Source organism: Eubacterium sp. AF17-7 (assembly GCF_003461285.1).
GTDB classification, from domain to species: domain Bacteria; phylum Bacillota; class Clostridia; order Lachnospirales; family Lachnospiraceae; genus Eubacterium_U; species Eubacterium_U album.
This window is the reverse complement of record NZ_QTWU01000005.1, coordinates 13,491-26,840: the sequence shown is the minus strand read 5'-3', so window position 1 is coordinate 26,840 and position 13,350 is coordinate 13,491. Positions and strand designations below refer to the sequence as shown.

At 31.7% G+C, this 13,350-nt stretch carries 10 protein-coding genes; 3 read left to right on the top strand and 7 right to left on the bottom strand.

What is annotated here, in order from left to right; genetic code table 11:
- Nucleotides 1-164: 164 nt before the first annotated feature.
- From DWW96_RS06640 to DWW96_RS06630, 4 genes are all read right to left on the bottom strand, one after another.
- Entirely contained in the window at nucleotides 165-1,361 is a 1,197-nt protein-coding gene (locus tag DWW96_RS06640; RefSeq protein ID WP_022088516.1) for an MFS transporter, read from the bottom strand.
- Between the two features lie 432 nt (nucleotides 1,362-1,793).
- Complete coding sequence (locus tag DWW96_RS14230; RefSeq protein ID WP_022088517.1) at nucleotides 1,794-1,952, bottom strand: hypothetical protein; 159 nt, start codon at nucleotides 1,950-1,952, stop codon at nucleotides 1,794-1,796.
- Between the two features lie 10 nt (nucleotides 1,953-1,962).
- A complete protein-coding gene (locus DWW96_RS06635; protein WP_117909873.1) occupies nucleotides 1,963-3,333 on the bottom strand; it encodes a discoidin domain-containing protein in 1,371 nt (456 codons plus the stop codon).
- 66 nt (nucleotides 3,334-3,399) lie between these two features.
- Entirely contained in the window at nucleotides 3,400-3,711 is a 312-nt protein-coding gene (locus tag DWW96_RS06630) for a hypothetical protein (protein WP_117909872.1), read from the bottom strand.
- Between the two features lie 234 nt (nucleotides 3,712-3,945).
- Between DWW96_RS06630 and DWW96_RS06625 the strand changes: the two genes are divergently transcribed.
- From DWW96_RS06625 to fucO, 3 genes are all read left to right on the top strand, one after another.
- A complete protein-coding gene (locus DWW96_RS06625) occupies nucleotides 3,946-5,700 on the top strand; it encodes a histidine kinase (RefSeq protein WP_117909871.1) in 1,755 nt (584 codons plus the stop codon).
- Nucleotides 5,701-5,715: 15 nt separating this feature from the next.
- A complete protein-coding gene (locus tag DWW96_RS06620; RefSeq protein WP_117909870.1) occupies nucleotides 5,716-7,224 on the top strand; it encodes a response regulator in 1,509 nt (502 codons plus the stop codon).
- Between the two features lie 176 nt (nucleotides 7,225-7,400).
- Nucleotides 7,401-8,546, top strand: a complete 1,146-nt coding sequence (gene fucO, locus DWW96_RS06615; protein ID WP_117909869.1) for a lactaldehyde reductase — start codon at nucleotides 7,401-7,403, stop codon at nucleotides 8,544-8,546.
- A 176-nt stretch (nucleotides 8,547-8,722) separates the two neighbouring features.
- Here fucO and holA read toward each other — a convergent pair whose 3' ends face one another.
- From holA to DWW96_RS06600, 3 genes are all read right to left on the bottom strand, one after another.
- Nucleotides 8,723-9,721: a DNA polymerase III subunit delta gene (holA, locus tag DWW96_RS06610; protein ID WP_117909868.1), complete on the bottom strand. Its 999-nt coding sequence runs from the start codon at nucleotides 9,719-9,721 to the stop codon at nucleotides 8,723-8,725.
- A 262-nt stretch (nucleotides 9,722-9,983) separates the two neighbouring features.
- A complete protein-coding gene (locus tag DWW96_RS06605; RefSeq protein WP_158562658.1) occupies nucleotides 9,984-12,377 on the bottom strand; it encodes a DNA internalization-related competence protein ComEC/Rec2 in 2,394 nt (797 codons plus the stop codon).
- Between the two features lie 29 nt (nucleotides 12,378-12,406).
- Nucleotides 12,407-13,330 carry a GerMN domain-containing protein gene (locus DWW96_RS06600; RefSeq protein WP_117909866.1) on the bottom strand — a complete coding sequence of 308 codons (924 nt, stop codon included), beginning with the start codon at nucleotides 13,328-13,330 and terminating at the stop codon, nucleotides 12,407-12,409.
- Nucleotides 13,331-13,350 lie beyond the last annotated feature (20 nt).

The following is a 13,350-nucleotide window of genomic DNA, read 5'->3' as shown; positions in this document are numbered from 1 at the left end:
TTTAATTTTTTATACATTTTAGACAATACCATTAATAAATTTACTTTTTATTTATTGTAAATATTAAATATAAGGAGAATAAGTGTAAAATTGTTAGATAATTTGGCAAATTATGTAAAAATTTACGGATGAAACCTGCTATTTTAGATTTCATCCGTAACTATTTAAATCTTACTCTTAAGTTTGTTCATCTTTTCCGACATTATAAACATAACTAAAGTAATTAACATAATATATATTGGAAATAGTGCGATTGTTATGTACTGGGATATTATTCCGAACAAAGCCGGCATAATAATAACTCCCATATATGCAAATGCCATCTGTATTCCTATAATTGCCTGCGAATTTTCTTTTCCAAAATTATCAGGCGTAGCATGTATTACTGATGGATATATTGGAGCACATCCAAATCCGACAAAGCCCAGACCTATTAGAGGGAATATTTCTTTTAACATTTTGTAACTTGAAAATAACTGATTTGCCGGAATTAGCAAAAATACAACTCCTATTAAAATTCCGCATATTCCAAGTCTGATCATTTTTTTATCGCCAAATTTGTCTGCTATAAAGCCACTCAAAAATCTGCCACCCGTAATTCCAATATAAAACAATCCAACAAAACTTGCTGCTGTATGGTTGCTTAACCCTCTGTTTATTACAAAATAACTTGATGCCCATAATCCTGTCGTCTGTTCTACCGCACAGTAGCAAAAAAACGCTATCAAAACAAAAGCTACACCTTTTATTTTAAATATTTCTTTTAATTTCTTTGGTTCTTTCTTTTCAGTTATGCTTTCTTCATTTTTTTCCTGATTTATTTTCCATAACGGTAATGCCGCAAATAAAACAATAGTTAGAACAAGCTGTATTACTGATATTGCCAAATATCCTCCACGCCATCCCTTTCCAAGTGACATTGCTACACCCATTACATACGGTCCAACAGCTGCTCCAATTCCCCAGAAACAGTGTAACCAGCTCATATGTCTTGACGCGAAATGAAGAGCAACATAATTGTTAAGCGCTGCATCTATTGCTCCTGCTCCCAATCCATAAGGAATCGCAAGGAAGCATAACATATAAAAGTTTCCGGAAACTGAAAATCCAAATAATGCAACAGCTGTTAAAAGTGTACTTACTGCCGAAATCATTCCCGTTCCAAACTTATATATTATCTTTTCAGAAAATAAACTTGAAATAACCGTTCCACAGGAAATTAACATTGAAATAATTCCCTCCATTGACAGCTGCGCCCCTAAATCCAAATGCATTTGCGGCCAAGCTGAACCTAAAAGTGAATCCGGCAATCCAAGACTAATAAATGCCAAATAAATAAGCGCTAATAATAATGTAACCATATTCTTTCCTCTCTTTTATATTCATTTAAATTAACATTTTATATAAATATTAGTATTCAAGAATTTAATTTCTTTAATTTACTTATAATAATTAATTATTTACTTTCTTTTATGCTAATACTAATTAATACTCTCATTTTCAATTTCCCATTGCTATAGTGTATCAGTTTTCCTCTATTTTATATATATTTTTTTACAAAAAAATACCTCCTTTCAGACTATGGTTTTACCCAAATTATCAAAAGGAGATATTCTTTGAATTTTCACGGTTGCCCGTTATCGTCTGTAATCTGATTTATTTTCATTATTAACAAACCTGATGACATGACATTTATTTAGTTGAAATTTGCATTTAGGTCTACAGCCATATGCCTATTTTGAAAATTATATAAAGCATATGACTTCAAGACCCGGGAAATGAGAAAGCGACTTTTAATATAAACCTGTCCAACCACTGTTTCCATTATTTATATCTATTACATGATCTAATCCATTCAAAAAATCATCATCACTAACACCGCTTGTTGTTATTACATCTTTTGTATCAAATTCTATTATTTCCATTTTAGGATATTCATATTTTCTCTTCATGTATTTCTCCTTACTGTGCCTGATTAGCATTGTACTTTGTTGCCCAACCTTCTATCATAGCTTTTATAGTCTCTCCAAGTCTATTAAGTTCAGCCTGTCCGCCCTCGCTTTGTGTCATGTTATACGCAACCTGTGCAACTGATCTTGTATCACTCATATTGTCAGAATAAACTGTTGTAGTTGTTCCATCTTTATAAGTAATTGTTACATATGCATTTGCAATAAAACCTCTTGCAAAATTTTCTTCTTTAATATTTACAACTGAGCCACAGTAAGTATTTGTTTTTGCACTTTCGTTTTCTCCATACCAACCATTATTTGCAATATCTAATTTTGTATAGTTACTTTCTTTTTCTAATACGTTACCATTTTTTTCATATAAATCTTTTGTAGTTATAAGCATTCCTTCCTTTATAGCTTTCTGCTCATTAACCGCTTTATAATTATCGCTTGTAACTGTTGTCTGGAATCTCATTCCATAAGGATCTGCCGTTCTGATTCCTGCACCATTTGCAATTGATAAGTTTAATGTATTTACAGCTTCCAAATTAATATTGTCTTTTACTGTTAATCCATCACCTTTTTTGTACATTTCTTCATTATAATAATAACCGTATGTAGCATCTCCATTAACTGTATATGTATCTCCATATGCCGCTTCTGTAGTTGAATCTCCTTCTGTTACAGTATAAACCGGTGAATAAATGTTAAATTCGTACATTGCTGCCCATACCTGTGCAGTACTAGATTGATGCAAAGGCATTCTATTTATTGTAAATCTCACATATTGATATTCATTATCTTTATCTTCACATTCACCGGACTGACTTCTACTCCAATTTTCATTGTCATCGTTCTCATTATTATTCCACAGCATAGTCCATGTGCTCTGATCATTAGAACCTTCTATAACATATTTCCATGTCTGACCATACTGACTTTCACTATCTGATGTATCAGCCTTGGCCTCTTCTAATGTTGGATACGCATCTTTTTGGAATAAAACATTGAATCCCTCTATTTTTCTAGTTTTTCCTAAATCAACTATTATGTACTGACCATTTCCATTTCCATTTCCGCCCCATCTTGATGAAGTGTTTCCATCGGTAACATTTGTAGCCGGAAATCCACCAGCCTCATTACCGCTTCCTCCGTCACTATAATATCCTTTCGCCGAGCATCCTTTTGCAACATTTGTCACTTTAGAATCACTAATTTTAACACCATAAGCACAAAATTCTCTCATTGCAGTCCAAACAAGCGTACCTGGAATATTAGTTATTTTTATTCTTAATTTATTATATACGTTTTCTCCGTATTCCGTGTTTTTTCCTGTTAAAGATTTACTGTTATCAGAATTGTTACTATTGTCCCATAACATATCCCAATTACTTTCATCATCCGTTCCTTCAACTGTATATCCCCACTCTCCGTCGTCTCTTGAGGCTTAAAATACAATCTTAAAATCTGATATTTTATAATATGCTCCTAAATCAATTGTTATTGTTCCTGTAATTCTGCCACCTGCTATCCATAAATTATTTTCATTTCCATCTACAATGTCAGATAAGCTTCCACTAGATACTCCCATATCCGAAGTAACTGTTTTTCCATAAGTCACACACTCATTTCCGGAAAATGTACTTACTTCGCATGTAGTTGTATCGTCTCCCTTAACAGCTGCATAATCACCCATACCAACTGTTGACACGGTCATTATTGCTGCAAGAGACATTGCCAATAATTTCAATTTTTTCATCTTTCCATCTCCATTCTTTATATGATAATGCAATTATATCGGAGTTATTTTTCAGTTTTAATGTAATATTTTTACAAATACTTTGAATTTTTTTACCATTTTTAGACATTTTTTACAATTTCTTTGTATACTTTAATATTTTTGATATAATGTTTATAGCATTCTAAAGTAATTCTTTAAAAATAATTACTTTAAGGTACGGAACTATAAAATAACATCATTCGAGGACAAGGCATGGCAAAAGGATTTTTACATAAAAAAAGGAAACTAAGAACACAGGTTACCATATTAATTACAGTTACTATTGCATTTGCTTTAGTTATTAGTGGTGCATTATTTTGCTATAAGACTATTAATGAACTTCAAAAAAGTTTTAAAGAACAGATTTTTCAGGAAAGCCGCTCTACAATTAGTGCCATATCAACTAATATAGATACTATCGATTCAATATATCGTATATTAATTTCAAACACCAGCGTATATGATTGGTTAGAGAACAATTATGCTGACTCAACTAATTCGGTTACTACTGCAAAACAGATAACTTCTTCCCTTATCATGAATAATTTGTGGGAAAAAAGTTATCTTGAATCAGTTTATATTTATAACAAACGCGGAAAGCAGGTTCATGTTTCAAAAAATGAAACAAATTCTTCATTAATTATGAATAGAAGGATTTACAATTCTCTTACATCTCCTTCTCCTTCACTTTCATTTAGAACCTTTAATGATTCAAACTGCATTTATTTTATAAAGACAATATACAGTTCAAATAATGGTCAGCAGATTGGCGATATTCTTATTTCAATTAACATTAATGAATGGATGTTCTCCCTTAGTCAATATGTTTCTAACGATTGGCGTATATTTATATACAATGATGATTTAGAAGTTATGTCGGGTTTTAAATATAATGCTGAATCAACTAAATTATCATCAATACATAAACAGATTAATGCAATTGATGCATTGAAAATATCCTCTGTTAAATTTGATTCTGACGATTACTTTGTTTTGTCAAATGAAATGGAGTCTATTAACATCAACGCTGCTGTACTTGCCCCTGTCAGTCAGATAGAACATCAGATTTACAATATTCTTTTGCCATATATTATTGCAATCATATCAATTATAATTATTGTTTTAATATTTGCATTTGGAATAAGCAGACTAATCACACAGCCTATTTCCTTAATGATTAATTATGTAAATCGAATTGCGCAGGGAGATTACTCAGGAAATATAAACGGGCTTGAAAAATACGAAGAATTTTATTCTCTCCAATTATCAGTTAACTATATGTTGGATGAGATTCATTCCTTCCACGAAGATATTACGGAACAAAAGTTATTGTTAAAGGATTCTGAAATACGTGCATTGCAATCTCAGATTAATCCTCACTTTCTCTTTAATGTACTTAATGCTATTGCATGGAAAGCTGAGATGTCTGATAACAATGAAATTTATGATATGACGATTGCTCTTGGAGAATTATTAAAAGCAACTGTAAAATCTAAAAATGACTTTGCAATACCTCTTTCAGAAGAATTAAAATATGTCAAATTTTACAGTTACTTACAAAGAATTAGATTTGAAGACCGAATAAGCATCAACTTTCATATTGATGCAGGTCTTGATTCATATAAAGTTCCTGTATTTTGTATACAGACACTTGTTGAAAATGCTTATGTTCATGGTCTTGAACCAAAAGAAAGTTCAGGTGAACTAAACATTTACTTATACGAAAAATATGAATATCTTCATATTTCAATTGAAGATAATGGTATTGGATTTAATGAAATCCCTGATTTTAATAACCAGGCACCTTCATCTAAAGAATCAGGTACATCTAAAGGGCATACCCACGTTGGTCTTCGTAACCTAAATCGGAGATTAATATTAATGTATGGTCCTGAATGTGCCTTACATATTGAAAGTACTCCTATGGTAAAGACAGCTATTTCATTTAAAATTCCATGTGAAAAATAAGAAAGGTGTGATAGTATGATTTTTCACTTATTAATAGTAGACGATGAATCTATATTTAGAAAAGGCCTCTCTGAATATATAAATTGGGAGACATATGATTGTGTTGTTTCGGCAACAGCAAAGAACGGAACAGAGGCTATTGAAATAATCGAAAGTACTCCTATTGACATTGTAATAACTGATGTAAGAATGCCTTCTCTTGATGGTATCGGACTTGCTAAATACATTTATGAAAATCACCCTGAAATATCTGTTATCATACTTTCAGGATATTCAGAATTTGAATATGCACGTTCTGCAATTCAGTATAATGTTGCAGAATACCTGTTAAAACCGGCTGCAAAAACAGATGTAATAAATGCAGTTCAAAATGTTGCGAAAAAACTAATTGAATCTAAATCTTCTATTAGTAAAAGTGAGCAGGCATTTCTTAAGGATCAATTTTTTCAGGAACTTACAGACCACGTTGTACCTGATGATTCCTTAAACAAGCTATCGGACTTTGATATTAATTTAAACAATTATTATGTAGCTGCATTTCAATTACCGGACGATATGTCAATGGTTGGAACGTTAAAAGATATAATAATCGACAACAAGCTTAACAGTTATTGCTTTAGATATAACAATCTTATTATAAATGTATATTTTGATTATGAAAATGAAGATACATCAGCAATAATTGATAACTGCAACACAATCGTTTCTTCATTTAAAAAGTTTACATCATTAAATGTAAATGCGGGTATAAGCGGTTATCATCACAGTGCACGTGATTTTTCAACAGCTGTTTCAGAGGCAATATTAGCGTTATCATTAAATTTTTATTCCTCTGCCCATGTTGTTGAATTCTCCAGTGATTACGTTGCAGGTAAAGAAACCTTTTCTGCGGATATTAATTTACTGCTACACGATTTTGAAAACTCAGTTATACAGTTAGATTTTAAATCTGCTTCAGATATTTTAGGCTCTATATTTAATAAACTTGAAAACAATTTTTCTGATGAAAATACTGTTAGAAGCATCTGCACTCAAATTTATCTTATTTGCTATAGAGTAATGCTTAAAAGTAATACTCTTCCTACAGAAGATGAATATATAAATAAAATAAATTCAGTTTCAGATTTCTTCCAGTTAAAAGAAACTGTCAGAAATCTTATAGATGATGTAAAAAAACAATTAACCCAGTCCTCTAAAAAATATAGTTCTTTCATAGAGGAAACAATTATATACATCAAAGAACATATTGCTGACGATTTGTCACTTGAGCTTATCGCACAAAATGTTCACACTAATGAATCCTATTTAAGCAGAACTTTCAAAAAAGAATGTGGTCATTCAATTGTAAGTTACATTACAATGCTTAGAATCAGTATGGCTAAGGATTTCTTAGCAAATACAAACCTTAAAACATTTGAAATATCTGATAAAATAGGAATTCATGACCCTGCATATTTTTCTGTTATTTTTAAGAAGAATACAGGTCTTAGCCCGAAGGACTATAGGAATCAATTCGTAAGATAATTATTAATACTTTAAGAACTAACATGTTATGTTATTAACATTAGTTATATATTAAGATGTCAGCGTCAAAAGGTTCAAGCCCACATGCGTTTGCTCATAAGTAGGTAAAAGACCTTAGAGCTCACCCTGACATCATATTAATTAACTTTTACAAAATATTGAAAGGAGATTTTAATATGGCAAACAGAATAATGTTAAATGAAACATCTTATCACGGTTCAGGTGCAATTAACGAAATTGCAACAGAAGCAAAGGCTCACGGATTCAAAAAGGCTTTTGTATGTTCAGATCCTGACTTAATCAAATTCAACGTTACATCTAAGGTTACAGATATCTTAGATAAAAACGACTTGGCTTATGAAATATATTCAGATATCAAAGCTAACCCAACAATCGAAAATGTACAGCATGGTGTTCAGGCTTTTAAAGATTCTAAAGCTGATTACATTATTGCAATTGGTGGTGGTTCTTCAATGGATACAGCAAAAGCAATCGGAATAATTATTGCAAATCCGGAATTTGAAGATGTAAGAAGTCTTGAAGGCGTAGCGCCTACTAAAAAGCCTTGTGTTCCTATTATTGCAGTACCTACTACTGCAGGAACAGCTGCTGAAGTTACAATTAATTATGTTATTACAGATATTGAAAGAAAACGTAAATTTGTATGCGTTGACCCACATGATATGCCAATTATCGCTATCGTAGATCCTGATATGATGTCTTCAATGCCAAAGGGACTTACAGCTTCTACCGGTATGGACGCCCTTACTCACGCCATCGAAGGTTACACAACAAAGGCTGCATGGGAAATGACAGATATGTTCCATTTAAAGGCTATTGAAATTATTAGCAAATCTCTTAGAGGCGCAGTTGAAAATACTAAGGAGGGTCGTGAAGGAATGGCTCTAGGTCAGTACATTGCCGGAATGGGATTTTCAAATGTAGGGCTTGGAATTGCTCACTCAATGGCTCATACTTTAGGTGCTGTTTATGACACTCCTCACGGTGTTGCATGTGCCATGATGCTCCCTATTGTTATGGAATATAATCAGGAATGTACCGGTGAGAAATATCGTGAAATTGCCCGTGCAATGGGTGTTAAAGGCGTTGATGAAATGTCAACTGATGAATACAGAAAAGCAGCAATTGATGCCGTTAAGCAATTGTCAACTGATGTAGGAATTCCTTCAAAGCTTGATGCAATCAAAGAAGATGATTTACCTTTCCTTGCCAAGTCTGCTGCTGCAGATGCTTGCGCACCTGGAAATCCTAAAGATGCAAGTGTTGATGACTTTATAGAATTATTTAGAAAAATTATGTAAGAATATTTGAGAGTGTGAAATACTCTCTGTAAATCCGTATTTCTATTTAGTTTTATAAAACAAAATAAAAGTCGAAGCTTATTTCAAAAAGTTTCGGCTTTTATTCATATTATATACTCAGTCACAAGAAAGAGCATTGTGTTTTGATTTTAATCACTAACTCAATGCTCTTTTTGTTAAATTCGTTTCTTTTTTTCTTCTTTTTTACTATACTTAATTAACAGCATTTCTACTCCAATATTTTCATCCATAGCCCCTCTCTTTATAAGTTGCTCTGTTTTTATACTTTCAGCTAACCCGTCCTTAAGTTCTCTCATTTGAAAGTTTCTTGCCTGTTGTATGCTTTTCCCTGCTATAAACGCCTGAACTCCCATGGCTTTTGCCACATCATTTTTACCCATGCCCTGATTTGATAAATCTTTTGCCTGTAGCATAAGATTAAATTGTCTTGTAATCATATACAAAATACGCATCGGTGGTTCCTTAGCTGCTATGAGTTCATAATATGAATCAAGCGTCTTTTTCTGATTCTTTGTAGAAATGGCATCAATCATATCAAATATTTTGACAGACATCTGAGTTACGCATACTGCATCTATTGCATCTTTATCAACTACGTCTGTTTTCATACAATAACAGATTAACTTTTCTATCTCAGTGGACAATGTTTCCATATCCGTTCCTACTTTTTGAAGCAAATACATCATATTTGCTTTTGTTATACGTTTTCCTGCATTTGCAAATAATCTGGCAGCCCATACACTCAAATCACCTTCTGTCTGGCTTGTCATTTCGCAAATATATCCACTTGCCTTTACTGCTTTGTATAATTTACTTCTCTTATCTATATTGCTTTCTACAAACAACATAATTGTGCTTTCAGGAATTGACTTAACATATTCAGCAAGTTCATCTCCACCTGACTTAAACATCTCTGTGTCTTCAAGCACTACTAATCGATATTCAGCCATAAACGGCATTGTTTCAGCCACGTCGATAATTTCCTTTACATTAAGACCCTTTCCTTCATAAAAGTTAGAATTCATGGTATCTCCACCATTTATTGCCTGAATAAGCTGATTTTTATAATTTTTAACAAGATACTCTTCTTCACCGCATAGCAAATAAACTCTTTTAAACTTTCCTGTCTTTATATCTTCTGATAATGTTTTCATTTTTATTTCTTATATCCTTATTACTTAATTAAATGCACAAATAATTTTAGCACAGAAATTCATTCCATTCATCTATTTTATTCTAATGTATCATATTTTTATTTTTTTACGGAAAAGATTTTCATTTTCTATAACATATTTATGCTTCACAAACAATTCTTCTAAATAGTCGGTTCATTTTACTTTGGATTATCGTATTATTACTGATAATATTTAGCAAATCTCTTTTTAACATTCGATTTCATTTTGCACATAAAATCTATCACTCCATCCTAAAGTCAATCTCGCCAATTAAATCTGTTCGCAATATTTCTGTATTATGCATATTTAATCTATCTATGGTTTCTATATGAGGATGTCCATAGCTATTTCCCTCACCGCATGAAATCACGCTGTATTTGGGACTGACCTTGCTTAACAGCTTTTCTGAAGAAGAAAACCTTGACCCATGGTGTGGAACCTTTAATACTGTATATTTTTGTGCCAAATTTTTTTCAATATTATTTTCTACCTCACTGCTTATATCTCCTGTTAAAAGCATTGAAAAATTTTTATACTTTACATCAAGTACAGTGCTGTTATCATTTTTGTCATCCATTTGATTTTTAATATCTGGATTTATGCATTTAATTTTTAATGGCCCTGCCTCTATTGAATCACCATTTTTCAAATAAAGCACCTCTACACCCATTGCATGGGCTAATTTCTCCATCTCCACATATTCATCGTCTTTATTTAAAAGCTTTGGCAATACTATATTTCTGACCTTTATTCCTCCGTTGTCTGACTGTTCTAAAAGCTCTCTTACCCCACTTACATGGTCATTATCAAGATGGCTGATTATTGCATAATCAATCGCCCTTATTCCTTTGTATTTAATAAACGGAATTATTCTGTACTTCCCTACATTTTTAACATCACTGCTTCCTCCGTCAACAGTTATAAAAGCATCATGTGTCCGAATCGCAATTCCATCTCCCTGCCCTACATCAAGAAAATTAACTTCAAATCCCGTAAATATATGCACAAATAAACTTATCGTTATTATTATGAAACTTCCAAAAACAAATATAATTTTTTTAATGAAAATTTTTCTCTTTTTTGCTTTCTTACTCTTTTTGCTTTCGACAATTTGCCCTGTTTTTGGTATTATCTTTTTACTCTCCTTATCCTCACTTTTCTTTAGATATATTTTCATTCCTATGCACATGCCTGCAATCGTACAATAATAAATTATAACCACAAATATATTGGGTTTGCCACATATCATATTATAAAATGGAATATGCTCTACTATCGTGCATAACAAACCATACAACTTTATAATTAGACACGCCGGCAAAATAGTTATCTTTCCAATAATTACAAACAAATATGAAGAATATAGTCCCACAAATCCACTCGCTATAACGATTCCCATTAATGGAACAATAATTAAATTTAGTAGTACTGAATACATTGGTATCTGATAATAATTCCAGGCTATAATAGGGTTCATAACAATAGTGATGCACAAGCTAAATCCAAATGCACTCCACCTTTTTCCTTTTATATCCATAAATTTTTCTGTTATTTTCCATACAAAATTCGCTCCTATTATTGCCGCAAATGACATTTGAAATCCACTGTTTATTATTACCATCGGATTACTGCATACAATAAGTAAAAATGCTAACGCTATCGCATTTATCCTATCATTTTTTCGTCCCAAAACTTCGCCGGCAATATTCATTATAAACATAATTGTTGCCCTTACTGTCGCCACCCCGAATCCGGTCATCATTGAAAATAACAAGATAATTGAAATTGAAAAAAACGCTGCCGGTATAAATTTAAGTTTCTTTCTAATTAATGAATACACAAACAAGCCGATTAATGAAATGTGTAACCCGGAAATTGCCAAAATATGTGAAATTCCATTCATTTGATATAGTGACTTAATATCGTCATTAATATCATTCTTATTACCAAGCAAAATTCCCTGTATAATCCCTCCGTTTTCCAGGTTACATATCTTAAAAACACCTACGTTATTATCATTGCAAATCTTTTTAAGTTGCCTTGTATAACTTTTCTTCAAATCATATAATCTCTGTTTTATAAGGTTTGTCTCATTAGAAGTTATCTCTACACTGCAATTTGCTATTTCTCCATACATTCCAAGAGACTGATAGTATTTGTCTGAATCAAAATTTCCTTTGTTTCGTGCTTTGTCAAATCTATTAATTATGCCTTTGCATTTAACATTGTTGCCGATAGATACAGATAACTCTTCTTTCGTTTCAAAAATCAAATTTACATCCTTTATTTTTTTCAAATTTCTTTTATTATTTTCTGCTAAATTCTCTATCGTTGTTTTTATTTTGTATCTAAATCCATATTTTGTGTCTGTTATCTGTAAAATTTCTCCATTAACAACGATTGTTTGTCCATTCATCTCATCTATTGATTTCTTTTTAGAAAGTTCTCCCTCAGTAATCAAATATCCAACAACCATAAAGCATAAACTTAATGTCATTAACATTACCTTTTCAATCTTTTGCTCCCTGTTTTTAAATAGTAGTAAAATAAATGAAAGCAAAACAAGCAGCACTGTTACAAATAACAATGCTGCCTGTGCATATATAGCTATCACCTCTCCAAGTACAAAAGCCAATGTTATTGTTAATATTGGTCTTTTAATAGCTATTCTCCTTCTTTTGTTTCATTTTCAATATAATCTAAGTTTCTAATGAAAGCGTTGTCTAACTTCACTCCTTTAAAACTTACATTTGTATCTCCATTTACCATTATCTGAACTTTATGAACATAGTTAAGTTCTGATAATGAATTTACTATAGAATATATTGCAAGTTCAGGAGAACCAACTATCTGTTCTGTCAGAAAATTTGAATTGAAATTTACATAACAGATATTATCAGTAGTCATAACGCTGATTAACTTTATATCTTTTGAAAAAATTCTATTGTATTCCTTTTCATCCGGACCTTCTATTAGTCTCTTTACAATAAATTCTTCTTTAGATTCTTCTCCTGTATAATTTTCCATAACATCACATTCTTTTAAATTAGAACTATCTTCATTTCCGTAATAGAGAATAAATCTTGTTGAAAATACAATGTTATTATCACTACCATAATTATCCACAAAATCAGTGGCCTGCATATTTCCTATAATAGTTCCATCTCTTCTTGTCAACGCACTGTCATTAACGGTAAATGCAACATAATCTACAGACTCAATCTGAGTTAAAGTAAGAACTACTGCTGCTCTTATTAACACTTCTTCATCCTTGCTGATTTCAAGATATTCCTCACTAAAATCCAATGTTAAAATTCCATCCAAAAGATTGTAACTGTTTACAATTACTTTTTTAGGAATGGCTTTACCGGTTAACTTCTTTATCATTTCATCTACCTGTTCTAAGGTATCTGAACTCTTTGTTTTATATTGTTCATTTTCAAGTTTATCTTTGTCCCGGCTAACATAAAAAATATAATTCCCATCATATCTTTTTGTGCTGCTATTTTTTGTTTTTCCACATCCTACCGCTGTAACCATAAGTACACACACAAGAATGCTGCATATTATTTTCTTATATCTGTTCATTTTATTAAACACCACGTTTC